Raw genomic sequence first — 23999 nt, 5'->3', positions numbered from 1 at the left:
CCTCCTGAATATTCAATGGGGTCGTTCGATTTTCTTTCCCGCGAAGCGCAGGATGAGCCAGAGGAGCGCGGCCCCCAGGGGCAGGGTGAGCACAGGGCTTGCCCCCAGGCCGGTGAGCAGGGTGCCGCAGAGGGCGGAGACGGCGGCCACGGTGAGGGCGTAGGGCAGCTGGGTGCGGACGTGGGCCAGAAGGGCGCACCCGGCCCCCTGGGCCGAGAGGATGGTGGTGTCGGTCACCGGGGAGCAGTGGTCCCCGAAGATGGACCCGGCCAGCACCGAGGCCACACAGCAGGCCAGGAAGGCCGCCGGGTCCCGGACCGCCTCCCCCGCTCGGACCAGCACCGCCACGACGACCGGGACGGTCATGGGCATCATCATCAGCATACAGCCGTAGCTGCCCGCGGCGAAGCTGATGACGCAGCAGGCCAAAAAGACGAGGGTGGGCAGCAGCCAGAAGGGCAGGCTGACGGCGATGAGCTCGGAGAGGAACCAGGCGGTGCCCAGCGACCCGATGAGGTTGGAGAGGGTCCACGCAAGGCCCAGGATGACGGCGGTGAACAGCAGCTCCCCCGCCCCCTGGAGCCAGGCGTTGACCCCCTCCAGGAAGGGGAAGGCCCCCGAGGCCACCCCCACCGCCAGGGCCAGCAGGGAGGTGAGCACCGCCGCCTCCACCAGCACCCCCACCGTGTCGGCGTGGCTGAAGGCCAGGGCCAGGGTGGACAGGGAAAAGCGGGAACCGGGGGCCAGCAGGCCGGCGGCCACCGCCGCCCGGTAGCCCGAGTGGTAAAATCCCACCACGGCGTAGAGGCAGAGGAAGGCCACCGCGCCCACGGCGATGAAGAGGCCGGCGCTTCCCTTCCCCTCCCCCGCCGCCTCGGGCTCCGGGGAGCCCTCCGGCACCGGCCTTCCCCCTCTCGCTCGGAGCTCCGCCTGGTACATGGGGCCGTAGTCCCGGCCCAGGGCGATGGAGCAGACGATGAAGACGAGGCAGAAGAGGTTATAGAAGCAGTAGGGGATGCTGGAGAGAAAGACGCCGTAGGCCGAGGCCTCCACCCCCGCGGCGGCAAGGCCAGCGTCAATGGCCCCCACCTCGGCGGCGATCCAGCTGGAGATGAGGGCGATGCCCGCCACAGGGGCGGCGGTGGAGTCCACCAGGAAGGCCAGCTTTTCCCGGGATACCCCCACCCGGTCGGTGATGGGGCGCATGACGGGGCCCACGATGAGGGAGTTGGCGTAGTCGTCGAAAAAGACCGCCACCCCCAGAAGCTCGGACAAAAGCTGGGCCTGCCGGGGCGTCTTCACATGGTGGGAGAGGCGCCCCGCCAGGGCCTCGAAGCCCCCCGCCGCCCGGATGAGGGCGGTGAGGCCCCCGATGATGAGGCACAGGGCCAGGATGGCGCAGTTTTCCGGGACGGTGAGCACCTCCAAAAGGGTGGCGCACAAGCGCCGGAGGACCGAGAGCGCCCCCTGGCCCAGGCCCCCCGCCCCGCCCTCGGCGTGGATGAGGAGGGCCAGACCAACCGCGCTCCCCGCCAGGAGGGAGGTCACCACCTCCTTGGTGAGGAAGGCCAGGGCCACCGTCACCAGCGGGGGCAGCAGGGACACCACGCCCAGGCTGGGGCCCAGGGCCTCCGGGGAAAGGGCCACCGCCGCCGCCGTCTGATTGGGGGAGGCCAGGGCCCAGACGCACAGGGCCGCCAGGGCCATCAGCGCGCCGGCGGCCAGCCGGGAGAAGTTGCGTTTCAAGGGGGCGTTACTTCCGATCCCCAGCCTTGTAGAGCCAGAAGCCCGCCAGGGTGGTCAGGAGCGTCCCCACGATGAGCAGGCCCAGGGCGAAGCCGCTGCCCGCGTCCTTGAAAAGGAAGAAGATGGAGGCGGCCACGCAAATCTCGCAGATGACGGCGCAGAACGTAAGGGCGGGGGCCTTGTAGATACGGGGGGTCTTGGGGTCGGACTTTCTCAGCTTCACCGCCGCCGGGAACATGAAGAGGTAGGGCAGCAGGAAGATGACCGAGCTGAAGGAGAAGATGGTCCAGAAAATCTCGTTGGCGTCCCCGGAGAGGGAGAAGTTGAGGACAATCAGGATGGTGGACAGCACGCCCATGATGATATAGAGCCCGTCGGGGGTGCCGTATTTGGCGCTGCGGTGACCCAGCAGCTTGCTGCGCTTGTCCAGCTCCGCGGCGGCCAGCGCCTCGTTGGCGCCCAGGGTCCAGGTGACCATGTTGGACACCAGGGTGAGCATGGCCACCACGATGATGACGTAGAAGGCGGGTCGGGACAGGGGGCCCAGGACGGTGCACAGCTCCTGGAGGGCGTAGTAGAAACCGTCCACGGTGTCCACCTGGGCGGCGGGCACGGCGGCCAGGATGCCGAAGGTGCCGAAGACGTAAAGCCCGGTGATGATGACGCCAGCGAAGACGGTCATCTTGGGGATGGTCTTGCCCGGGTCGTGTATCTTGGAGCCGATGGAGCCGATGAGCTCGAAGCCCAGGAGGTTGTAGACGATGGCGGCGATATACTGGGTGGTGTTGTCAAAGCTGGGGATGAAGCTGCGGGGGCTGAAGTCGTTGGCCAGGCCGAACTCGATGGCGTAGGCCACGCCCAGGAAGCCGAAAATCAGCAGCACGGCCACCTTGCAGATGGCGGCCACGTTGGACACCGCCACGCTCAGCTCCACTCCCCGGACGCCGATCCAGACGATGAGCCAGCACATCAATATGGCGATGGCGGCCAGAATCCAGGGGTTGGCGTCGGGGGCGAAGGCGTAGGAGAACCAGTAGGCGAAGGCCACAAACACCGAGGGCATCCAGAAGGCCACGTTGACCCAGTAGTACCAGCCGGTGAGGACGGCGGGGGCCTCCCCGAAGGCCTTGTGGACCCAGGTGTAGATGCCGCCGTCGTCGGGGTAGGCGGAGCCCAGCTCAGCGCTCAAAAGGCCGTAGGGGATGAAGAAGATGATGGCGGTGACGATCCAGATGGTGATGGAGCTGACGCCGATGATGGCGGGGGCCACGAAGGTGTCTAGCACCAGGATGCCGCAGATGGTGAACAAAATGGTCTGCCAAAGACTTACTTTTTTCCTCTCGTTTTCCATATGATCCCCTCCCAGGAGGTGGTTTTCCCTCCTTCTTTATTGGACCTGCTGCTGGGTGATGCAGTGGACGTTGCCGCCGCCGTAGACCACCTCTCTCGTCTGGACGCCCACCACCTTCCGCTCGGGGAACATGGCCTGGACCTGCTCCAGGGCCAGGGCGTCGTTGGCGTCGCCGTACTGGGGCACGATGACGCCGCCGTTGACGATGAGGAAGTTCATATAGGAGGCGATGCACACCTCACCGTCCTCCCGGGGCATGGTGCCCTCCACGGAGTCGATGGCGTCCGCCCCCTGGAGAAGGATGGGCTCCTTGGTGAGGCACAGCTTGTGGACCTTCAGCTTGCGGCCCTTGGCGTCGGTGGCCTCGGTGAGGGTCTTGTAGGCGGCCTGGGCCTCGTGGTAGAAGGGGTGGCTCTCGTCGTCGGTCCAGATGCAGGCCACCTCGCCGGGGCGGACGAAGCAGGCCACGTCGTCGATATGGCCGTTGGTCTCGTCGGGGTCGATGCCGTCCTTGATCCAGATGATTTTTTCCAGGTTCAGGTATTCCTTCAGCTTTTCCTCGATTTCCTCCTTGGACATGTGGGGGTTGCGGCCCTCGGAGAGGAGGCACATCTCGGTGGTGAGGAGGGTCCCCTCCCCGTCCACGTGGATGGAGCCGCCCTCCAGGACGAAATCGGGGGTGCGATAGGTGTCCACGTTCTCGATCTCGCAGACCTTCTGGGCGATGGCCTGGTCGGCGTCCCAGGGGAAATAGAGCCCGTCCACCAGGCCGCCCCAGGCGTTGAAGTCCCAATCCACGGCCCGGACCTCGCCGGTCTGGTCGTTCTTGAGGAAGGTGGGGCCGCAGTCCCGCATCCAGGAGTCGTTGCTAGACATCTCCACCACCCGGATGTCGGCGGGCAGGGCGTTGCGGGCGTGGGCGTACTGGCCGTAGGAGACCACCATGGTCACCGGCTCGAACTGGCGGATGGCCTTGGCCACCTCCACGTAGGCCTTCTGGACGGGCTTGCCGCCGTTGCGCCAGTTGTCGGGCCGCTCGGGCCAAATCATCCAGATCTGCTTCTGGGGCTCGAACTCGCCGGGCATGCGGAAGCCGTCCTTCTTGGGGGTGGATTCGATGCGCTTTGCCATATCGTAAAAACTCCTTCACAATGAATTTTGGAAATCAGTAAAATTTTCCTCTTGCAATTTTTACCGCGGTTGTGTATCCTATTACGGATACATACGATAGGAGGAATGAGCGTGCGACATTTGATCAGTCCCATGGACCTCACGGTGGACGAGACCGACGCGCTTTTGGCGTTGGCCGACCGCATCGTCGACGACCCCAAGGCCTTCGCCCATAAGTGCGACGGAAAGAAATTGGCCACATTGTTTTTTGAACCCAGTACCCGCACCCGTTTAAGTTTCGAGGCAGCGATGCTCGAGCTCGGGGGCGGCGTATTGGGTTTTTCTTCGGCCGATTCCTCCTCCGCGTCCAAGGGGGAAAGCGTGGCGGACACCGCCCGCACCGTCTCCTGCTACGCCGACATCATCGCCATGCGCCACCCCAAGGAGGGCGCGGCCACCGTGGCGGCGGCCAAGGCCACGGTGCCGGTCATCAACGCCGGGGACGGCGGGCACCACCACCCCACCCAGACCCTCACCGACCTGCTGACCATCCACCGCCTCAAGGGCCGGATGGACCACCTGACCCTGGGGCTGTGCGGGGACTTGAAATTCGGCCGCACCGTCCACTCCCTCATCAAGGCCATGTGCCGCTACGAGGGGGTGCGCTTCCTCCTGGTGAGCCCCCCGGAGCTGCGGGTGCCCGACTACATCCGGGACGACCTGCGGGCCGGCGGCTTCGACTTCCAGGAGGTGGAGAGCCTGGAGGACGCCATCGGGGAGATGGACGTGCTGTACATGACCCGGGTCCAGCGGGAGCGGTTCTTCAACGAGGAGGACTACATCCGCCTGCGGGACAGCTACATTTTGGACGCCGCCAAGATGAAGCTGGCCCGGGAGGACATGACCGTCCTCCATCCCCTCCCCCGGGTCAACGAAATCGCCGTGGAGGTGGACGACGACCCCAGGGCCAAATATTTTGACCAGGTCCTCTTCGGCAAATACGTCCGCATGGCCCTTATCATGACGCTTTTGGAGGTGGAATGAGATGAATGTTGACAGCGTAGAGCGCGGGCTGGTCATCGACCACATCGAGGCCGGCCGCAGCATGGAGATCTACAAGGTGCTGGGCCTGGACAAGCTGGATTGCTGCGTGGCCATCATCAAGAACGCCCGCAGCGGCAAGACCGGCCGCAAGGACATCATGAAAATCGAGGACCGCATCGACCTCGACTTGGACGCCCTGGGCTTCATCGACCCCAACATCACCGTGAACATCATCGACGGCGGCAAGATCGTGGAGAAGAAGCGCCTCAAGCTGCCCGCCGCGGTCACCGACATCATCCACTGCACCAATCCCCGCTGCATCACCTCCGTGGAACAAGAGCTGCCCCACGTCTTTCAGCTGGTGGACGCTGAACGGGGGCTTTATCGCTGCAAGTACTGCGACCAGGTCTTCGACCGCAAGAAAAAGGTCTGACAGTCCTGTACCGAAGTAGGATAACCAATGCTTTCCTGCTTTATCCAGACAGGATAAAAGAGCGCCTTACCGAAAATCGGTAAGGCGCTCTTTTATTGACCAAGCATTTCCGAACAGAAAGCAATAAACTCTTCCGGTGTTGGCATTTCGCCGGCTCTGGGAATTCTCTCCCACCGTTTCTGGTCCTCCGGGTCCTCACTGCTCATTCCCTCCAGAATCATAGACATAAGCTGTTCACGCACCATCTCCTCCGACATATGATTTTCCAAGGCCACCACCTGAATGGCTTGTGCCGCCAGCTCCAAGCGGTCCAGCTTTATTGCCTGCCCTGGGTCCCGGTCAGTTTGGTCATCTCTTTCTGGCATATCCTTCTCCCCCCCTTTTACATATTTACCTTATATAAGGATATCCTTTAATAAGGATAATGTCAAACAGGAAATCCGCTGATACAATAAACCTGCTATCAGAAGAGGTGATTTCGTGGATGATTTCAAAAGTGTGGTCAGCTACAAAACCCATGCATATGGCAGCGTTAGGGTAAAGTTGGCCGACATGTTAGAAAAGCGTGGGATCACCCGAAATCGTCTGCGGACGCTTACCGGCGCAAAATATGATGTCATCAACCGCTATTACAAGGGTGAAAACATAGAGATGGCCGACCTGGATTTCTTCGCCAAGGTGTGTTACGCCCTGGACTGTAAAATCGAAGACTTGCTGGAATATCAGAAGCCAGAGCAGGAATAAAAAAAGCCCACCGCCGAAAGGCGGTGGGCTTTTTTCTTCTTGTTAAAACAGGGTGATCTGGCTGGTCTCCGGCATGTCGTCCAGGGCCCCGGCGGCCTTGAGCTGCTCGATATGGGTCTTGGACACCTTGGGACAGGCGTAGGAAAACTCCTCGATGGAGATAAACTGCCGGCCCACCCGCTGCTCCACGATGGACTGGGCCGCCGTCTCCCCCAGGCCGGGGATGGAGGTGAAGGGCGGGATGAGGGCGTTCTCCCCGTCCAGGACGAAGTGGACGGCCTGGGAGCGGTAGAGATCCACGTTCCGGAAGGTGAGCCCCCGGAGATAGAACTCGTAGACCACCTCCAAGGTGGTATAGGTGTCCTCCTCCACGGCGGAGGCGGACTTGTCGTCCATCTTGGCCTTGATCTCCTTCATCTTGCTCTTCACCAGGTCCATGCCCTGGCACATGATGGTTGCGTCAAAGGCCTTGGCCCGGATGGAGAAAAAGGCGGCGTAGAAGGCCAGGGGCCGGTGGACCTTGAACCAGGCGATACGGAAGGCCATCATCACGTAGGCCACGGCGTGGGCCTTGGGGAACAGATAGCCGATCTTGGCCAGGGAGTCGATGTACCAGTCGGGCACGCCGTGCTTTTTCATGTCCTCCACCCAGCCGTCCTGGAAGCCGCCCTTCTTCACCTTGCCCTTTCGGACCGCCTCCATGATCTTGAAGGCCACCTTGGGCTCCATCCCCTGCTGGATGAGGTAGAGCATGATATCGTCACGGCAGCCCACCGTCTCCAGAACGCTGGCGGTACCCGCCAGGATGAGGTCACGGGCGTTGCCCGCCCACACGTCGGTGCCGTGGGAGAAGCCGGACAGCCGCACCAGGGTGTTGAAATCCTGGGGCTCGGTGTCCATCAGCATCCCCCGGGTGAAGCGGGTGTTGAACTCCGGGATGGCCACGGCGCCGGTGGGGCCCAGCACGGGGTCGTCCACGTAGCCCAGTTTTTCCGAGGAGGTGAACAGGCTCATGGTGTCCGGGTCGTCCAGGGAGATGTCCGTCCGGGCGTTGACCCCCGTCAAATCCTCCAGCATGCGGATCATGGTGGGATCATCGTGGCCCAGCATGTCCAGCTTGAGGAGGTTACTTTCCATGGAGTGATATTCAAAGTGGGTGGTGACGATGTCGGTGGAGGTGTCGTCGGCGGGGTGCTGGACGGGGCAGAAATCGTAGATCTCCCGGTCCTGGGGGATGACCACCATGCCGCCGGGGTGCTGGCCGGTGGTGCGCTTGACCCCGGTGCAGCCCTTGGCCAGCCGGTTCTCCTCGGCCCGGGTGACGTGCATCCCCCGTTTTTCCAAATACTTTTTCACATAGCCGAAGGCTGTCTTTTCCGCCACGGTGCCGATGGTGCCCGCCCGGAACACGTGGCTCTCCCCGAAGAGCTCGAAGGTATAGCGGTGTGCCTTGGACTGGTACTCGCCGGAGAAGTTCAGGTCGATATCGGGGACCTTGTCGCCGCCGAAGCCCAGGAAGGTCTCGAAGGGGATGTTGAAGCCGTCCTTGACATATTGGCTGCCGCACACCGGGCACACCGCGTCGGGCATATCCGCCCCGCAGCCGTAGTCCTTCCCGGCGTCGAAATCGCTGTGCTTGCACTTGGGACAGCGGTAGTGGGCGGGCAGGGAGTTGACCTCGGTGATGCCGGAGAGGAAGGCCACGATGGAGGAGCCCACCGAGCCCCGGGAGCCCACCAGGTAGCCGTGCTCCAGGGAGTTCTGCACCAGCTTTTGGGCCGACATGTAGATGACGTCGTATTTGCGTTTGATGATGCCGGGCAGCTCCAGGTCGATCCGGTCCTGGACGATCTGGGGCAGCTCGCCGCCGTACAGCTCATGGGCCTTGTCGTACACCAGGCTCTCCAGCTCTCCGGCGGAGTTCTCCAGCTTGGGGGCGAAAAGCCCCTGGGGCAGGGGGTCCATCTTTTCGCACCAGTCGGCCACCAGGTTGGGGTAACGGACGACCACGTCGTAGCAGTCGTCCTTCCCCAGGTAGGCGAACTCCTTCAGCATCTCGTCGGTGGTCTTGAAGTAGATGGGCAGGGGCTCGTCACAGTCCTCGAAGCCCTTGGAGTCCAGCAGGACGTGGCGGTAGACCTCGTCCTCCGGGTCCAGGAAGTGGACGTCCCCCGTGGCGCACACGGGCTTGTCCAGCTCCCGGCCCAGGGCCAGGATGTCCCGGTTGAAGTCCCGCAGTTCCTCCTCCGAGCGGACCATCCCCTTGCGCAGCATGAAGAAATTGTTGCAAAGGGGCTGGATCTCCAGGAAGTCGTACCAGGAGGCGATGCGCTTCAGCTCCGCCCAGTCCTTGCGCTTGGAGACGGCCTCATAGAGCTCTCCCGCCTGACAGGCGGAGCCGATGATAAGCCCCTCCCGGTACTTGTCGATCTCGCTCTTGGGCATGATGGGATAGCGCTTATAGTGCTTCAAATGCCCGTCGGAAATAAGCCGGTAGAGGTTGCGCAGGCCCATCTGGTTCTTGGCCAGCACGATGAGGTGCTTGGGCTGCCGCCTGGCCTTGCCCTTGCCCCGGAGGGCGGTCATGGCAGGGTTGATGGCCTGGAGGGAGTGGACCCCCATGTGCTCCAGCATTTGAAAGAAGGGCACCAGCATGTAGGCCACCGTGGCGGCGTCGTCGCTGGCCCGGTGGTGGTTGAAGGCGGGCAGGTTGAGCCGCTCGGCCACGATGTCCAGCTTATGTTTGTTCAGATCGGGCAGCAGGTTTTGGGCCAGGATGAGGGAGTCGATGGCGGTGTTCTCAAACCGCCGCCCCATCCGGCGGCAGCCCTCCGAGATGAAGCCCATGTCGAACTCGGCGTTGTGGGCGGCCAGGGGCCGGCCGGCGGCGAAGTCCAGGAAGGCGGAGATGGCCTCGGCCTGGCTGGGGGCCCCCTCCAGCATCTTGTCAGTGATGCCGGTGAGCTCCACGATCTCCCGGGGCAGCTTCCGGCCCGGGTCGGCGAAGGTGTTGAAGGTCTCGCAGACCTGCCCGTCCCGCAGCACCACGGCGCCGATCTCGGTGATGAGGTCGTGCTGCTTGCTCAGGCCGGTGGTCTCAATGTCGAAGCAGACGATCTCCCCGTGGAAATCCTGCTCGTCGGTGCCGTGGACCACCACCCGGTCGTCCACGTCGTTGATGAAGTAGGCCTCCACGCCGTAGAGGATCTTGATGTTCTTGGCGGCGTGCCAGGCGTCCGGGAAGGACTGGGCCACCCCGTGGTCGGTGATGGCGATGGCCCGGTGGCCCCACTTCTCCGCCCGCTTCACGGCGGCGCCGGTGGGGGTGAGGGCGTCCATGGCCGACATGGTGGTGTGGAGGTGGAGCTCCACCCGCTTTTCCGGGGCGGTGTCCTTCCGCTCTTCCTTCTCCCCCTCCATGACGGCGTAGGGCTCCATGACCATGTCGTTGGTGAACCGGTCCAGGTTCAGCCGGCCCTGGATCACCACGTGCATCCCCTCCCGGATGTTGTCCACCAGGGCCTTGCCCTCGTCTCCGGGGAAGAATTTGTTGATCCGCACCGAGCCGGTGTAGTCGGTGACGTCGAAGCTGACCACCCAGGCCTTCCGCTTGGTCAGCTCCTTGTTCTCCACCGAGAACACGTCGCCCTTTACCACCACCGTGCCCATGTCCAGGTTGAGCTCCGACATGGGGATGGGGTCCTTCTTGATCTCATGCTGGCCGAAAATAAGCCGGGCCTTCCGCTTGCCGTCCTTTTTCCGCTCCTTGGGGCCGGAGCGCTTTAGGGACTCCAGCGCCTTCCGGCGGATCTCCTCCGTGCGGCGGAAGGCCTCCATGGCCGGGTCCTCCTCCGGAGGAGCGGTCTGGGGCGGGACGGCCTCCTCGGGGGGCGGCTCAGGCAGGGGGATCTCCTCCGGCGGAGGCTCGGGCAGGGGCACCTCCTCCACAGGGGGCGGCGGAGTCCCCCGCTCCACCACGGCCAGGGCCAGCTCCACCCGCTCCACCTGGTAGGCCTCCGCCAGGGCGGCCTCGGCGGAGCGTCTGATCTCCTCCAGGGGCAGCACGGGACAGAGGACCTTGGCCTTGATGGCCCGGTTCTTCTTGTCGATGACCGCCCCGGCCACCTCCCAGGAGGACACCTGGCAGGCCAGGGTCCCCTGGGAGGGGAAGGCGGAAAATAATTTTAAAAATGGTATCTTCTGCGGCATAGGACCCTCACACATCCAAAATCAAAGTTCAGCGATCAAGTCAAACAGCTCGTCCACCAGCGCGTCCTGGGGAACCTTTTTCACGATCTCCCCTTTTCGGAAGAGAAGGCCCTCTCCCACGCCCCCGGCAATGCCCACGTCGGCGGCGGCGGCCTCCCCGGGGCCGTTGACGGCGCAGCCCATGACGGCCACCGTGATGGGCTTGTCCACGGCCTTGAGCCGCTCCTCCACCTCCTGGGCCAGGGAGATCAGGTCCACCTTCGTCCGGCCGCAGGTGGGGCAGGAGACCAGCTCCGGCCCCTCCCGCCGCACGCCGGCGGCCTTCAGGATGTCCCGGGCGGCGTAAACCTCCTCCACCGGGTCGGCGGAGAGGGACACCCGCACGGTGTCCCCGATGCCCAGGGCCAGCAGGCCGCCGATGCCCACGGCGGATTTCAGGGTGCCCATCCGGAGCGTTCCCGTCTCCGTGACCCCGATATGTAGGGGATAATCGCTTTTCCCGCTCATGAGCTGATAGGCCCGCATGGTGACGGGCACGGAGGAGGACTTGAGGGAGACGCAGATATCCTCGAATCCACAGTCCTCCAGCAGCCTGATGTGCCCAAAGGCGCTCTCCACCAGCGCCTCCGGCGTGACCCCCCCATACCTGGCCAGCAGGGGCTTTTCCAGGGAGCCGCCGTTGACCCCCACCCGTATGGGGAGCCCCCGCTCCCGGCAGGCCTGGGCCACCGCCCGGACCTTTTCGGCGGAGCCGATGTTGCCGGGGTTGATGCGTACGGCGTCACAGCCCTGGCGGACGCACTCCAGGGCCAGCTTGTAGTCAAAATGGATATCCACCACCAGGGGAATGGCAATGGCGGCCTTGATGGCCCCCACCGCCCGGGCGGCGTCCAGATTGGGCACCGCCACCCGGACGATCTCGCACCCGGCCTGTTCCAGACGCCTGATCTGGGCCACGGTGGCCGCCGCGTCCTGGGTGGGGGTATTGGTCATGGACTGGATGGTGACGGGGGCGCCGCCGCCCACCGGCACGCCTCCCACGCGGATCTGTCTCGTCATGCTGTCACACCCCGAATTTTTTCAAGATATCGCTGACGGTCACCGCCAGCATCAGCAGCATCAGGCAGATGAACCCGGCGGCGCTGACCCAGCCCTGGTATTTGGGGTCCAGCTTCCTGCCCCGGATGGACAGCAGGACGCCGTTCACCGCCATGAACAAGATCTGACCCCCGTCCAGGGCGGGGATGGGCAGCAGGTTCATCACCGAAAGGTTGATGGAAATGAAGGCCACCAGGCTCAAAATACTGGTCAGCGCCCCCAAAAAGGCCGAGGTGCCGGCCTCCTGGGCGGCCTGGGCCCCCTCTTCGCCCACCTGGCCCACCATATCCACGATGCCCAGGGGGCCGGACATATCTCTGAGGCCCACGGCTCCGGTCACCAGGTCTCCCAGGCTCACCCAGACCATGCGCACGTAGTCCACCGACTGGAACCAGGCGTTTTTCAGCTTGGCCCCAAGTGTGGCCTTCTCCACATTGGAGAGGTAAAGGCCGAACATGAGCCTGCTCTCCCCGTTCACCTCATAGGCCCGGGGCGCCAGGGGCAGGTCCTTCAGCTCCACCTTCCGCCCGTCCCGCTCCACGGTGAGGTCCACGCTCACCCCGTCGGTGCGGTTCAGGAAAAAGGACACGTCCTGCTGGAGATAGACGGCGTGGCCGTCCACCGACAGCACCCGGTCCCCCACCTTGAGGCCCTGCTCCCCCTCCAGGGGAAAGCCGTCCATAAAGCCGGAGATCACGGGGGTATAAAAACCCTGGGCTCCGGAAAAGAGGCAGAGGATGATGAGAAAGCCCGTCAGGAAGTTCATAAAAACCCCCGCCAGCAGGATGATCAACCGCTGCCACCAGGGCCGGTTGGGGAAGGCCCGGGGGTCCCTGGACTCCCCTTCCTCCTCCCCCTCCATGGCGCAGAAGCCGCCGATGGGCAGGAGCCGGAAGGAATAGTCGGTCTCCTTCCCCTTCTTGTGGATCACCTGGGGCCCCATGCCGATGGAGAACTCGTTGACCTTCACCCCGCACAGCTTGGCGGCGGCAAAATGTCCGAACTCGTGCAAGGCGATGAGGATGCCGAACATGAGGATGGCAATGAGGATATAAAGCATGGATCAGTCTCCCATCAAATCAGTTCCAGCGCGAAGCGCAGCTTCCGGTTCCCGCCGACCGGCGGGCGTCGGCGTCGGCGGACAAGATGTCGTCCAGGGTGGGGGTTGGGACCACGGGCACGGTCTCCAGGGCCCGCTCCACCAGCCGGGGGATCTCCCCAAAGCCGATCTCCCCCGCCAGGAACCGCCCCACCGCCGCCTCGTTGGCGCCGTTGAGAACGGCGGTGGCGGTGCCGCCGGTGCGGGCCGCCTCCATGGCCAAAGCCAGGCAGGGAAAGTTCTCCGAATCGGGGGCCTGGAAGGTCAGCGGCGGGCAGGCCAGCAGGTCCAGCGGCTTGGCCGGGCCGGGCACCCGGTCCGGCCAGGTGAGGGCGTACTGGATGGGCAGGCGCATGTCCGCCGTACCCAGCTGCGCCAGGATGGCATTATCACAGTATTCCACAAGGGAGTGAATGATACTCTCCCGGTGGATGACCACGGAAATTTGGTCCAGGGGCATCCGGTAGAGCCGCATGGCCTCGATGACCTCCAGGCCCTTGTTCATCATGGTGGCCGAGTCCACGGTGATCTTGGCCCCCATGGACCAGTTGGGGTGGTTGAGGGCCTGGGCCACCGTCACCCCTTCCAGCTCGGCCCGCTTTTTGCCAAAAAAAGGCCCGCCGGAAGCGGTGAGGATCAATCGGCGTACCTCCCCCCGGTCCCGGCAGCCCTGAAGGCATTGAAAAATAGCGGAGTGCTCGGAATCCACAGGGACCACCTCGCCCCCGCGGCGGCGGGCGGTCTCCATCACCAGCTCCCCGGCGCACACCAGGGTCTCCTTGTTGGCCAGCGCCACCCGGCGGCCCAGCTCCAGGGCGGCCAGCGTGGGCTTGAGCCCCACCATGCCCATGACGGCGGTGAGGACGGTATCGGTGTCCTCCAGGGCGGCGGCCTCCAAGAGCCCCTCCATCCCAGACGCCACCTCCACGGCGGTATCGGCCAGCTTGATCTTCAGCCCGGCGGCGGCGTCCGGGTCCATGCAGACCGCCAGCCGGGGCCGGAACCTCCGGCACTGCTCCTCCAGGAGCTTCACGTTTTGGTTGGCGGTGAGGGCCGTGACGGTGTGGCCCAGGGCCTCTATGACTTCTAGGGACTGCCGGCCGATGGAGCCGGTGGAGCCCAGCAGGGCGATCTTCCTTGTCATACCCTCACCTCCCGATGGCGGGCAGCCAGTGGAGCAGGATCTCGATCAGGGGGGCGCAGAACAGGACACTGTCGAACCGGTCCAGCACCCCGCCGTGGCCGGGAAAGATGTTGCCGAAGTCCTTGAGCTCATACTGCCGCTTGATATAGGAAAAGGAGAGGTCACCCAGCTGGGACAGAACGCTCCCCAGCGCTCCGTAGACGGCCAGCCGAAGATAGCTCACCGACAGCCCGAAGCCCAGCTGCATCACGGCGCCGTAAACCAGACAGCATACGATGGCGCCGGCAAAGCCTCCCACGGCGCCCTCCACCGTCTTTTTGGGGGAGAGATCGGGAGCCAGCTTGTGCTTGCCGAAGGCCATCCCGGCGAAAAGGGCAAAGGCGTCACTGGTGAAGGAGGCCACCAGGGGCAGCAGGATCAGGTATTTCCCCAGCTCCATGGCGTCGATGCGGATGAAGGAGGAGAGAAAATAGGGGATGAAAGCGGCAAAAAAGAAGGCGCCGCCCATTTTCTCCACCGTGACGGTATAATGGCTGCCGATGGCCACCACAAAGGTGAGGACGAAAAAGCCGAAAATGCCGCACAGGGCCGAGCGCATCCCCTCGCCGATGAAAACCCAGAAGGGGATGACCCCGGCCAGGACAATGGACAGCCCCGAGATCCAAATATTTTTCACAAAGCCGGTGGACCAGAGCACCTCGTGGACGGCGATCATGGACAGGATGGAGACCGCGACCGGCAGGGCGACAGGCGGCAGCCAAAAGAAGATCACAAAGATCACCGGAATGAAAATCACCGCCACCATGATCCGTTTACCCAAGTCAAATCCCTCCAAACCGGCGGGAGCGGCTCTGATAGGCCGCCAGCGCCTTACGCAGTTCCTCTTTGCTGAAGTCGGGCCAGTTGACCTCGGTGACGTAAAACTCAGCGTAAGCCGACTGCCACAGCAGGAAGTTGGAAAGCCGCACCTCTCCGCTGGGCCGGATCACAAGGTCGGGATCGGGCACCCCGGCGGACCAGAGGCCGCCGGCGAACAGCTCCTCCGTCAACTCCTCCGGCTTCCGCTTCCCCGCCACGCAGTCGGCGGCAAAGGCCCGGGCGGAGCGCAGGATCTCGTCCCGGCCGCCGTAGTTGAGGCAGATGTTCACCTGGCAGCCCTCAAACTTGGATGAGGTGTTCTCCACCCGCCGGCACAGCTCCCGCAGCTCATAGGGCAGCGGGGTCAGATCCCCGAAGAAGCAGAAGCGCACCTTCTCCTTCTCCATATCGGTGATGGCCTCCAGCAGATACTTCCTCAGAAGGCCCATGATGGCGGAGACCTCCTCCATGGGCCGCTTCCAGTTCTCCGTGGAGAAGGCGTACACCGTCAGGTAGGAGATGCCGATCTCCCGGCAGTAGGTGGCGATGGTGCGGAAGGTCTCCGCTCCCGCCGCGTGGCCCGCCGTCCGGGGCAGACCCCGGCTCTTGGCCCAGCGGCCATTTCCGTCCATGATGATGGCCACATGGCTTGGCAGGCGGCTGTAATCCACCCTGGTCTCTTCTTTTTTCCCAAAAAGGGGCATCTGCGCAGCCTCCCGTCGTTACAGCAACGGATTTCCCGCCGGCCAGGCCGGCGGGAAATCCGTGTCCGTTTTGATCTATATGATGGGACAAGCCGCCGGCATTACACCGCCATGAGCTCCTTTTCCTTTTTGGCGGACATCTCGTCCAGCTCCTTGCAGTACTTGTCGGTCATATCCTGAAGCTCTTTCTCGCAGTCCTTGCGGTCGTCCTCGGTCATGTCGCCCTTCTTCTCGGCGGCCTTGAGCTTCTCCATGGCGTCCCGGCGGATGTTGCGCACGGCCACCTTGCCGCCCTCGGCGTACTTCTTCACCTGCTTGGTCAGCTCCTTGCGGCGCTCCTCGGTAAGCTGGGGGAAGAGAAGGCGGATGACCTTGCCGTCGTTCTGGGGATTGATGCCCAGCTCGGAGGTCTGGATGGCCTTCTCGATGGCCTTCAGCAAAGAGGCGTCCCAGGGCTGGATCATCAGGCTCCGGGGATCGGGGGAAGAGATGGACGCCACCTGGTTGATGGGCGTGGGGGTACCGTAGTAGTCCACCGCGATCTTGTCCAGCACCGCGGCGTTGGCCCGGCCGGCCCGGACGGAGGCAAAGTCGCCCGCCACCACTTCCAGGGTCTTTTTCATTTTATGGTCAAATTCCTGATTGAACTCCTGCATTTTACTTTACCTCCTTGATGACCGTTCCGATTTTTTCTCCCATGACCACCCGGTAGATGTTCTCCGGGTCCTTAAGGGCGAAGAGGACCACGGGGATCTTATTGTCCATGGACAGGGACGTGGCCGTGGAGTCCATGACCTCCAAATGCTGGGCCAGGATCTCGTCATAGGTGATGGCGTCATATTTCACGGCGCTGGCGTCCTTCCGGGGATCGGCGGAGTACACCCCGTCGATGTTCTTGGCCAGAAGGATCACGTCCGCGTCGATCTCGGCCGCCCGTAGCACCGCGGCCGTGTCGGTGGAGAAGAAGGGATTGCCGGTGCCGCAGCCGAAGATGACCACCCGCCCCTTCTCCAGGTGCCGGATGGCCCGGGAGCGGATGTAAGGCTCGGCGATGGAGCGCATCTCGATGGCGGTCTGGACCCGCACGGGGACGCCGTGCTGCTCCAGCACATCGGCCACCGCCAGGCAGTTGAGGGTAGTGGCCAGCATGCCCATATGGTCGGCCCGGGTGCGCTCCATCTTGTCGCCGCCGTCCTTGACCCCCCGCCAGAAATTGCCGCCGCCCACCACGACGCCCACCTGGACGCCCTCAGCGCTGCATTTTTTGATGACCTCGCATACCCGGCCGATCACATCGAAGTCCAGGCCCCGCCCGGCGTCGCCCGCCAGGGCCTCTCCGCTTATCTTTAGCAGGACACGCTTATATTTTGGGTTCGACATCATGACACCCCTTTGTGTGTAATATGTTTTACGCCCTTATATTTTAATATAGTTTTCCATTTTTGCATAGAGGTTCGGCCAAAGTTTTTACAAATTGTTCTCTTCTGGCAGGGAAAGGGATTTGACTTTTCCCCTCGGCAAATGTAGAATCAGTTCGAAACCACCCGATAATAGAAAGGATGCGGCCGCCAATGTCTATCAAGATCACCACCGACAGTACCGCCGACCTGACGCCCCAGCAGTTGGAGCGCTACCAGATCGAGGTTCTGCCTCTGACCATCCACCTCAACGATAAGGGCTACAAGGATGGCTTGGAGATCTCTCCCGCCGATATCTTCCGCAACGTGGACGCCGGCGGCGAACTGCCCAAAACCTCGGCGGTCAGCGTCCTGGAGTTCCAGGAGTTCTTCCAGCGCCTCTCCCCCCTGCACGAGGCCGTCGTCAACGTGGACATCGGCTCCAAAATGTCCGCCAGCTATCAAAACGCCTGCATCGCCGCTCAGGACTTCTCCAACGTGTACGTCATCGACTCCGGCTCCCTCTCCGCCGGGCAGGGCCTTGTGGCCGTGGCGGGGGCGGAGGCCGCCGAGAGCGGGATGGACCCCAAGGCCCTGGTGGATTACATGACCGCATACGCCGCCAAGGTGGAGACCACCTTCACCTTGGACCGGCTGGACTACCTGTGCAAGGGCGGGCGGTGCTCCGCCGCCGCGGCCCTTGGGGCCAACCTCCTGCGGCTCAAGCCCTGCATCGAGGCCAAGGACGGGGAGCTCACCGTGGGCAAAAAATACCGGGGCTCCTTCACCAAGGCTCTTTGCGACTACGCCAGGGACCGCATCATTGACCGGGACGACCTGGACCTGCGTCACTGCTTCGTGGTCCACCCCGACGCCCCCAGGGAGGCGGTAGACGCGGTGCTGGAACTCATCCCCACCCTGGCCCCCTTCCAGGAGGTGGTGGAGATCCGATGCGGCTGCACCGTCTCCAGCCATTGCGGACCCGCCACCGTCGGTGTCATGTTCGCCCGAAAATAAGCGTTTCAAACAAGACCCCCGGCCTTTTTCAAAAAAGGCCGGGGGTCTTTTCATGCCTGCTCGGCGATGATCTCCCGCAGCGCCTGGCAGAGGGTCTGCATATCCTCGTCAGTGCCCACGGTGATGCGCAGATAATTGCTGATGCGGGGCTTATCCCACCAGCGGACCAAGATCCCCCGCTGGCGCAGGCCCTCCAGAAGGACCTTCGCGGGGACGGTCTCATGGGTGACAAAGAGGAAATTGGCCGCCGAGTCACACACGGTAAATCCCATGGAGCGCAGGTGCCCGCTGGTACAGGCCCGGGTGCTGATGATCTTGGTGGCGGTGGCCCGGAAATAGTCCTGGTCCCGGATGGCCCCCAGGGCGCCCGCCTGAGCCAGCCGGTCCACAGGGTAGGAGTTGAAGGAATTTTTCACCGCGTTCAGTCCGGCGATGAGGTCCTTGTCCCCCACGGCGTAGCCCACCCGGAGCCCCGCCAGGGACCGGCCCTTGGAGAAGGTGCGCACCACCAGAAGATTGGGGAACAGGCTCACCAGCTCCACGGCGGAACGGCTCCCGAAATCCACGTAGGCCTCGTCCACCACAACCACGCTGTTTTCATTGGCGGCCACGATGGAGCGGATGTCGCACAGGTCCAGCTCCCGGCCCGTGGGGGCGTTGGGATTGGCCAGGACCACCCCGCCCCCGGGCTCCAGAAAGGGCGCCAAAGGCAGGCTGAAATGTTCATCCAGGGGGATCTCCCGGTAGCTCAGACCGTAAAAATCGGCAAAAACGGGATAAAAAGAATATGTAATGTCGGCAAAGCGGATGGGCTTATCCGGGTCGAAAAAGGCCTGGAAGGCCAGGGACAGCACCTCGTCGGAGCCGTTGCCCACGAAGATCTGCTCCGGCTTCACGTCCAGGGCCAGGGCGATGCCCTCCCGCAGCTCGGTGCATTCGGGGTCCGGGTAGAGCCGCAGGCCCTCCCCCGCCGCCTCCTTGATGGCCCGCAGCGCTTGGGGCGAGGGGGGATAGGGATTCTCGTTGGTGTTGAGCTTGATGAGCTTCCGCCCTTTGGGCTGCTCGCCCGGGGTATAGGGGATCAGGCCCCGGCAGCGCTGGCTCCACAGTTCTTTCATCCGTTTTTCTCCTCAGCCCGTATGATTTTTTTGACACTCTTCTCCGCCTTGGCCCGGGGGATCATCAGCTCATGGCCGCAGCCGGCGCAGCGCAGTTTGAAGTCCATGCCCACCCGCAGAACCAGCCATTCATGGCTGCCGCAGGGGTGGGCTTTTTTCAGCTCCAGCACGTCTCCCACATGGATGTCCACGTCAGGCCGCCCCCCTCTTTGTCCCATTTCTATTATTATAAAAGCCCTTTTTCCCCCTGTCAATTCAAGTTGTCCCTTTGCATATAGTGGCCTATCCAGAAAAACAACGGGTTCAAGCGGAAAGGATTTGGTAAAATTGACGAGTCGTTTTCTCCCGGAGGGCCGCCTGCTCACCACGGGGACCAATCAGGCCGCCTGTGCCACGCCCGCGGCGCTGGCCCAGGCCATGGAGACAGGGACCGTGTTGGAGGGCGTCGCCCTTCTGTGTGATGAGAACCACGACCTTCTGGTGAAACTGGGGTCCCTTACCGGCCGCATCCCCCGGGAGGAGACCGCCCTGGGCATCGCCGACGGCAGCACACGGGACATCGCCATTCTCTCCCGGGTGGGCAAGCCGGTGTGCTTTACCGTGGAGGCCTTGGAGGAGCGGGAGGGGGCCCTCACCCCCATTCTCTCCCGGCGGCGGGCCCAGGCCCTTGCTTTGGAGGACATTCTCTCCTGGACCTCCGGACAGGTGATCCCCGCTACAGTCACCCACCTGGAGCCCTTCGGGGCTTTCGTCGACATCGGCTGCGGCGTCCCCTCCATGATTGGGGTGGAACGGCTGTCCATCTCCCGCATCGCCCATCCCAGGGACCGGCTGCGGGTGGGCCAGGAGATCTACGCCGCGGTGCTGGCGGTGGACCGGGCCGCGGGGCGGGTGGTTCTGACCCACCGGGAGCTGCTGGGCACCTGGGCGGAAAACGCCGCCCTCTTTCGCCCAGGCATGACCGTTCCCGGCTACGCCCGGGGTGTAAAGGACTACGGCACCTTTGTGGAGCTGACTCCCAATCTCTCAGGGCTGGCCGAGTGCAAGGACGGCATCCGGGAGGGGGACCGGGTCTCAGTCTACATCAAATCCATCCTCCCGGAGCGGATGAAGCTCAAGCTCCTGGTCATCGACACTCTCCCCCCCGCCGACGTCCCGGAGCCGCCCCGCTATTTCGTCACTGAAGGTGTTCTGGACCGCTGGCGCTACGCGCCCCCCGGCTGCCAGAAGCCGGGCGGGGAGACGGTCTTTTCTTCGTGAGAATATACCCCCGCCGGCAGGGCCGGACTTTTCAAAAAGCACAGCCCAATGGGCTGTGCTTTTTGATCTTCCAAGCGGCCATTCTCTGCCCAATATCAATTTTTTATCAATTTTGGCCCGGCAGCCTTCGAATTTCTCCTTCGTACGTTATAATCAAGATACAGGCCGAGCGACGCAGAGTGGGCCATACCGGCCCGCAGGCGGGAAACAGACCGAAAGGGGGAGGACACGGCCATGAATCAAATCGACCACGGCCCAAATCAAACCCCACGGATGTCCCGACGCTTGATCCTGCTTCTGATCGGCGTGTCGGCAGCCCTTGTGCTGATTACGCTGGCACTGACACGGGGCGTGGGCGGCTGCCCACGCCCCCGGATGGACGTGACGCGGCTGGAGGGCGGCTGGACTGATGACGGCGGCGCCAGCGTCACACTGCCCGTCAAACAGGCTTATCCGCCGGAAGGGTACGGTATTGAGACCTCCCTGCCCACCGGGGACGGCAGTCCTCGTTACCTGCTCTTTTACGCCAAATACCAGAACACCCGGCTGCTCTGGAATGGAACGGAGCTGGGATGCTGTCTGTGCAGGCCTCCGGGACAGGACAGGACCATAGGCAAGGTGTTCACCCTGCTCCCGCTGCCGGAGGAGGCCGGCACACTGCGGATCGAGGCCGCGCCCCTCCTGGGCGGGGGCGTTCCCTATGAGATCTCCGTGCCTCTGGTCGGCTCCGAGGGAGCTCTGGTCTATGGCATGATGGCGGACGAACTGCCCATCCTGGCAATCGCCGCCGCCATCTTTTGCTTCGGCCTGTTCCTGCTCATCTGCGGCCTGCAAGCACTGTACACGGTGGCTGCCCAGCGGGAGGACGCCCTTGCTTTCCAGGCCAGCTTTCTGCACATCGGCCTGTTCGCCCTGGTGTTCTCCCTGTACTCCTTCGTCATCACCGACACCGTCCACCTGTTCATACCGGAGCCCTACCCCATCTACCTGTTGGAATTCCTGCTGTTCATGCTGATCCCCCTTCCCCTGCTGGCCCTGGCGGCGGAGGTGTGCGGGGCGCGGTTCCGGGCCCTGCTGACGGCGGACTGCTGCGTCCTCTTCCTCAACTTCGCCGCCCAGACGCTGGGGCATCTTTTCTTTGGCTGGGAGCTACGCAGGGGGTTGACGCTCACTCACCTTTTGATGGCGCTGTCGGCGCTCCTGCTCCTGTCGTCGCTCCTGTCGGCGGCCTGGGGGAAAAATCGCCGGTGGTGGCCGGTGCTGTCCTTCTCCCCCGTGCTGGTGGGGGCCCTGGCGGATATTTTCCGCTTCTACCTGCCGGTATTCTATCAAAAGGCCCTGGGCTTTCAGCTCGGCGTGCTGGCCTTTCTGCTGCTCCAGACCGGCTATCTGCTGCGGCAGAACCTGCGCTATTACGAGACCTCCCTCCGCTCCAGCACTTACCGGCAGATGGCATACACCGACGCCCTCACCGGCCTTGCCAACCGCGCGGCCTTCGAGGCGGAGCTGGCCCGGGTGGAGGGAAAGCTGGAACGCCACTCCTCCATCTGGTGCCTCTCCGCCGACATCAATAATCTGAAAAAGACCAACGACGCCCTGGGCCACGCCGCCGGGGACGCCCTCATCCGGGCCGCGGCGGAGCTGCTCCGGGACGGGGCGGAGGGAGAGGGACGGGTGTACCGCGTGGGAGGGGACGAGTTCGTCCTCCTCCTCTTCGACCGCTCCGAGGCGGACGTACGGGCCCTGCGGGCCCGGCTGGACGCCGGGGCCGCACGGTACAGCGCCGCCCATTCCCCCGGTCTCAGTATCGCCTTCGGCTGTGACCGTTTCCGTTTTTCGGACGGCGATACCCTGGAAAGGCTCCTCTCCCGGGCGGACCAGCTGATGTATGAGGACAAGCGGAACTGGAAAGAGGCCCAGGCGCCGGGCCCCTCGTGACACCCGGCCCCCAAGCGCGATCGAAAGACCGGCGGTCCCCGGCGGACATGGGCTGGAGAAAAGGACGCCGGAGGGGCAGAATGACCATGCGGGCCTGAGCCGAAGAGCAGCCAAAAAGCGGGGCGGTATCCTACCACCCCGCTTTCTTCGCCAGATATTGAAAGAGGAAGCTTCTTTCAGCCCTCCTCCCCCTTGATTTTTTCCCAGTACTGCCGCGCGGCCTGCTCGGTCTTGTTCTCGCCATAGACGTAGTATTGGCTCCCCAGCAGGATGTCGGGCAGATACTGCTGCTTGACCCAGTGGTGGGGGAAATTGTGGGGGTAGAGATAGCCCTGGTCCCGCTCCAGGCCTGCGGAGTCGGCGTGGACGTTCTGGAGGTGCCGGGGGTATTCCCCCGTCTTCCCCGCCTTTACGTCCGCCCGGGCGGCGCCGATGGCCGCCACGATGGAGTTGGACTTGGGCGCGGTGGCCAGCAGGACCACCGCCTGGGCCAGGGGGAGCTGGGCCTCCGGCAGGCCCAGCTGGAGTGCGTTGTCCACGCAGGCCTTCACGATAAGGGCCGCCTGGGGATAGGCCATGCCCACGTCCTCGCTGGCTGAGCACAAAATGCGGCGGATGGCGGTGATCATATCCCCCGCCTCCAGCAGCCGGGCCAGGTAGTGGAGGGCGGCGTCCGGGTCGGAGCCCCGGAGGGACTTCATCAGGGCGGAGGCGATGTCGTAGTGGTCGTCCCCCTCCCGGTCGTAGCGCATGGCTGACTTCTGGGCCACCGTCTGGGCGTCCTCCAAAGTAATGGCAAGGGTTTTCCCTTTCCGTGCGGCGGAGTTCATCAGCAATTCCACGGCGTTCATGGCTTTCCGGCAGTCCCCTCCGCAGGCGGTGGCGATGTGCTCCACCACCCCCTTCTCGCACTTGGCCTTGGCCCCCAGCCGCTCCCCCATCAGCCGGAACCCCCGCTCCACGGCGGGGATCAGATCGTTGGCGCTCAAGGGCTTGAACTCAAAGACGCTGGAGCGGGAGAGGACGGCGTTGTAAACGTAGAAATAGGGGTTTTCCGTGGTGGAGGCGATGAGGGTCACGTCCCCCCGCTCGATGACCTCCAGCAGGGATTGCTGCTGCTTCTTGTTGAAGTACTGGATCTCGTCGAGGTAAAGCAAAACCCCTTCCGGGGCCAGGAGGGTCCCCACCTCCCCGATGACGTCCTTCACGTCGGACAGGGAGGCCGTGGTCGCGTTGAGGCGCCGCAGGGTGCGGTTGGTGCGTTTGGCGATGATGTTGGCCACGGTGGTCTTGCCGGTGCCGGAGGGGCCGTAAAAGATGAGGTTGGGGATGTTCCCCCCCTCGATGATGCGTCTGAGAAGGCCCCCCTCGCCTAAAATGTGCTTCTGCCCCACCACCTCGTCCAGGGTCTCGGGGCGGATCTCATCCGCCAAAGGCCGGTATGTCATGGGCGCTCCCCTCCCTTATCATCTTTCCAGCTCCACCACTTGCGCTGTTCCGGATCCGTGAGCCGCCCCTCGGCAAAGGCCACCGCAAGACGGTACACGTAGAGACAGCACCGATCCACCCCGCCCGGATAACGTGCGCAGTCGAGAAAATACAGCTCTTCTGGGTCCCGGCCCCTCAGCTCCTCCACCGAGGAGATGCCCAGGCCCAGAAAGCGCCGCTCCATATTGGGTCCCACGCCGGGGATGGTTTTTAGGTCTGTTTTCACGGCGTACCTCCAGGG

The 23999-nt window shown here is 63.6% G+C and carries 22 protein-coding genes; 6 read left to right on the top strand and 16 right to left on the bottom strand.

Going from position 1 to position 23999, the window contains the following annotated elements; translation table 11 throughout:
• Positions 1–12: 12 nt before the first annotated feature.
• From AAEU42_RS12920 to aguA, 3 genes are read right to left on the bottom strand one after another with little or no spacing between them, the layout of a single operon-like run.
• On the bottom strand, positions 13–1746 hold the full coding sequence (locus AAEU42_RS12920) for a Na+/H+ antiporter NhaC family protein (RefSeq protein WP_342233977.1): 1734 nt from the start codon (positions 1744–1746) through the stop codon (positions 13–15).
• 7 nt (positions 1747–1753) lie between these two features.
• The gene (locus tag AAEU42_RS12915) at positions 1754–3097 is read right to left on the bottom strand and encodes an APC family permease (RefSeq protein ID WP_342233976.1); all 1344 of its coding nucleotides are present in this window, start codon (positions 3095–3097) and stop codon (positions 1754–1756) included.
• A gap of 36 nt (positions 3098–3133) precedes the next feature.
• On the bottom strand, positions 3134–4228 hold the full coding sequence (aguA, locus tag AAEU42_RS12910; RefSeq protein ID WP_342233975.1) for an agmatine deiminase: 1095 nt from the start codon (positions 4226–4228) through the stop codon (positions 3134–3136).
• Positions 4229–4339: 111 nt separating this feature from the next.
• Between aguA and pyrB the strand changes: the two genes are divergently transcribed.
• Both pyrB and AAEU42_RS12900 read left to right on the top strand, forming a co-directional pair.
• Complete coding sequence (gene pyrB / locus AAEU42_RS12905; RefSeq protein WP_342233974.1) at positions 4340–5251, top strand: aspartate carbamoyltransferase; 912 nt, start codon at positions 4340–4342, stop codon at positions 5249–5251.
• A 1-nt stretch (position 5252) separates the two neighbouring features.
• Positions 5253–5684, top strand: coding sequence for an aspartate carbamoyltransferase regulatory subunit (locus AAEU42_RS12900; RefSeq protein ID WP_342233973.1), 432 nt, complete (start codon positions 5253–5255; stop codon positions 5682–5684).
• Between the two features lie 92 nt (positions 5685–5776).
• Here AAEU42_RS12900 and AAEU42_RS12895 read toward each other — a convergent pair whose 3' ends face one another.
• Entirely contained in the window at positions 5777–6049 is a 273-nt protein-coding gene (locus AAEU42_RS12895; RefSeq protein WP_342233972.1) for a hypothetical protein, read from the bottom strand.
• 115 nt (positions 6050–6164) lie between these two features.
• Between AAEU42_RS12895 and AAEU42_RS12890 the strand changes: the two genes are divergently transcribed.
• Entirely contained in the window at positions 6165–6428 is a 264-nt protein-coding gene (locus AAEU42_RS12890; protein ID WP_342233971.1) for a helix-turn-helix domain-containing protein, read from the top strand.
• A 42-nt stretch (positions 6429–6470) separates the two neighbouring features.
• On the opposite strand, the gene AAEU42_RS12885 is transcribed toward AAEU42_RS12890, so the two are convergent.
• The 8 genes from AAEU42_RS12885 to pyrH all read right to left on the bottom strand — a co-directional run bounded on the left by AAEU42_RS12885 (position 6471) and on the right by pyrH (position 16920).
• Positions 6471–10637 carry a PolC-type DNA polymerase III gene (locus AAEU42_RS12885; RefSeq protein WP_342233970.1) on the bottom strand — a complete coding sequence of 1389 codons (4167 nt, stop codon included), beginning with the start codon at positions 10635–10637 and terminating at the stop codon, positions 6471–6473.
• Between the two features lie 21 nt (positions 10638–10658).
• Positions 10659–11696, bottom strand: a complete 1038-nt coding sequence (ispG, locus tag AAEU42_RS12880; RefSeq protein WP_342233969.1) for a flavodoxin-dependent (E)-4-hydroxy-3-methylbut-2-enyl-diphosphate synthase — start codon at positions 11694–11696, stop codon at positions 10659–10661.
• A gap of 4 nt (positions 11697–11700) precedes the next feature.
• Positions 11701–12795 (bottom strand): M50 family metallopeptidase, encoded by a 1095-nt coding sequence (locus AAEU42_RS12875; RefSeq protein WP_342233968.1) that lies wholly within the window; start codon positions 12793–12795, stop codon positions 11701–11703.
• A 19-nt stretch (positions 12796–12814) separates the two neighbouring features.
• A complete protein-coding gene (locus AAEU42_RS12870; protein ID WP_342233967.1) occupies positions 12815–13978 on the bottom strand; it encodes a 1-deoxy-D-xylulose-5-phosphate reductoisomerase in 1164 nt (387 codons plus the stop codon).
• 4 nt (positions 13979–13982) lie between these two features.
• Entirely contained in the window at positions 13983–14798 is an 816-nt protein-coding gene (locus AAEU42_RS12865; protein ID WP_342233966.1) for a phosphatidate cytidylyltransferase, read from the bottom strand.
• 1 nt (position 14799) lies between these two features.
• Entirely contained in the window at positions 14800–15540 is a 741-nt protein-coding gene (locus tag AAEU42_RS12860) for an undecaprenyl pyrophosphate synthase (protein WP_342233965.1), read from the bottom strand.
• 101 nt (positions 15541–15641) lie between these two features.
• Positions 15642–16196 carry a ribosome recycling factor gene (frr, locus tag AAEU42_RS12855; protein WP_342233964.1) on the bottom strand — a complete coding sequence of 185 codons (555 nt, stop codon included), beginning with the start codon at positions 16194–16196 and terminating at the stop codon, positions 15642–15644.
• Between the two features lies 1 nt (position 16197).
• Complete coding sequence (gene pyrH / locus AAEU42_RS12850; RefSeq protein ID WP_342233963.1) at positions 16198–16920, bottom strand: UMP kinase; 723 nt, start codon at positions 16918–16920, stop codon at positions 16198–16200.
• Between the two features lie 191 nt (positions 16921–17111).
• On the opposite strand from pyrH, the gene AAEU42_RS12845 reads away from it, so the two are divergent.
• Positions 17112–17954: a DegV family protein gene (locus AAEU42_RS12845; protein WP_342233962.1), complete on the top strand. Its 843-nt coding sequence runs from the start codon at positions 17112–17114 to the stop codon at positions 17952–17954.
• A 50-nt stretch (positions 17955–18004) separates the two neighbouring features.
• Here AAEU42_RS12845 and hisC read toward each other — a convergent pair whose 3' ends face one another.
• Together hisC and AAEU42_RS12835 are read right to left on the bottom strand one after the other, a co-directional pair.
• Complete coding sequence (gene hisC, locus AAEU42_RS12840; protein ID WP_342233961.1) at positions 18005–19072, bottom strand: histidinol-phosphate transaminase; 1068 nt, start codon at positions 19070–19072, stop codon at positions 18005–18007.
• Positions 19069–19263: a DUF951 domain-containing protein gene (locus AAEU42_RS12835; RefSeq protein ID WP_342233960.1), complete on the bottom strand. Its 195-nt coding sequence runs from the start codon at positions 19261–19263 to the stop codon at positions 19069–19071. The genes hisC and AAEU42_RS12835 overlap by 4 nt, the downstream gene beginning before the upstream one ends.
• A 127-nt stretch (positions 19264–19390) precedes the next feature.
• Between AAEU42_RS12835 and AAEU42_RS12830 the strand changes: the two genes are divergently transcribed.
• Entirely contained in the window at positions 19391–20332 is a 942-nt protein-coding gene (locus tag AAEU42_RS12830) for a S1 RNA-binding domain-containing protein (RefSeq protein ID WP_425288221.1), read from the top strand.
• A 273-nt stretch (positions 20333–20605) separates the two neighbouring features.
• Positions 20606–22270 carry a GGDEF domain-containing protein gene (locus tag AAEU42_RS12825; protein WP_342233958.1) on the top strand — a complete coding sequence of 555 codons (1665 nt, stop codon included), beginning with the start codon at positions 20606–20608 and terminating at the stop codon, positions 22268–22270.
• A gap of 176 nt (positions 22271–22446) precedes the next feature.
• On the opposite strand, the gene AAEU42_RS12820 is transcribed toward AAEU42_RS12825, so the two are convergent.
• Positions 22447–23718: a replication-associated recombination protein A gene (locus tag AAEU42_RS12820; RefSeq protein WP_342233957.1), complete on the bottom strand. Its 1272-nt coding sequence runs from the start codon at positions 23716–23718 to the stop codon at positions 22447–22449.
• On the bottom strand, positions 23715–23984 hold the full coding sequence (locus AAEU42_RS12815) for a helix-hairpin-helix domain-containing protein (RefSeq protein WP_342233956.1): 270 nt from the start codon (positions 23982–23984) through the stop codon (positions 23715–23717). The genes AAEU42_RS12820 and AAEU42_RS12815 overlap by 4 nt, the downstream gene beginning before the upstream one ends.
• Positions 23985–23999: the final 15 nt, after the last annotated feature.

It is taken from the genome of Pseudoflavonifractor phocaeensis, from assembly GCF_038439875.1.
In the GTDB taxonomy this organism is placed as follows: domain Bacteria; phylum Bacillota; class Clostridia; order Oscillospirales; family Oscillospiraceae; genus Vermiculatibacterium.
The sequence above is the reverse complement of the archived record's forward strand: the minus strand, read 5'-3'. Positions and strand labels throughout refer to the sequence as shown.

Coding starts and splice junctions, on each gene's coding strand:
- AAEU42_RS12915 (WP_342233976.1), bottom strand. CDS start 3,097: ATGGAAAACGAGAGGAAAAAAGTAAGTCTTTGGCAGACCATTTTGTTC.
- aguA (WP_342233975.1), bottom strand. CDS start 4,228: ATGGCAAAGCGCATCGAATCCACCCCCAAGAAGGACGGCTTCCGCATG.
- AAEU42_RS12900 (WP_342233973.1), top strand. CDS start 5,253: ATGAATGTTGACAGCGTAGAGCGCGGGCTGGTCATCGACCACATCGAG.
- AAEU42_RS12895 (WP_342233972.1), bottom strand. CDS start 6,049: ATGCCAGAAAGAGATGACCAAACTGACCGGGACCCAGGGCAGGCAATA.
- AAEU42_RS12885 (WP_342233970.1), bottom strand. CDS start 10,637: ATGCCGCAGAAGATACCATTTTTAAAATTATTTTCCGCCTTCCCCTCC.
- ispG (WP_342233969.1), bottom strand. CDS start 11,696: ATGACGAGACAGATCCGCGTGGGAGGCGTGCCGGTGGGCGGCGGCGCC.
- AAEU42_RS12875 (WP_342233968.1), bottom strand. CDS start 12,795: ATGCTTTATATCCTCATTGCCATCCTCATGTTCGGCATCCTCATCGCC.
- AAEU42_RS12870 (WP_342233967.1), bottom strand. CDS start 13,978: ATGACAAGGAAGATCGCCCTGCTGGGCTCCACCGGCTCCATCGGCCGG.
- AAEU42_RS12860 (WP_342233965.1), bottom strand. CDS start 15,540: ATGCCCCTTTTTGGGAAAAAAGAAGAGACCAGGGTGGATTACAGCCGC.
- frr (WP_342233964.1), bottom strand. CDS start 16,196: ATGCAGGAGTTCAATCAGGAATTTGACCATAAAATGAAAAAGACCCTG.
- pyrH (WP_342233963.1), bottom strand. CDS start 16,920: ATGTCGAACCCAAAATATAAGCGTGTCCTGCTAAAGATAAGCGGAGAG.
- AAEU42_RS12845 (WP_342233962.1), top strand. CDS start 17,112: ATGTCTATCAAGATCACCACCGACAGTACCGCCGACCTGACGCCCCAG.
- hisC (WP_342233961.1), bottom strand. CDS start 19,072: ATGAAAGAACTGTGGAGCCAGCGCTGCCGGGGCCTGATCCCCTATACC.
- AAEU42_RS12825 (WP_342233958.1), top strand. CDS start 20,606: ATGTCCCGACGCTTGATCCTGCTTCTGATCGGCGTGTCGGCAGCCCTT.
- AAEU42_RS12820 (WP_342233957.1), bottom strand. CDS start 23,718: ATGACATACCGGCCTTTGGCGGATGAGATCCGCCCCGAGACCCTGGAC.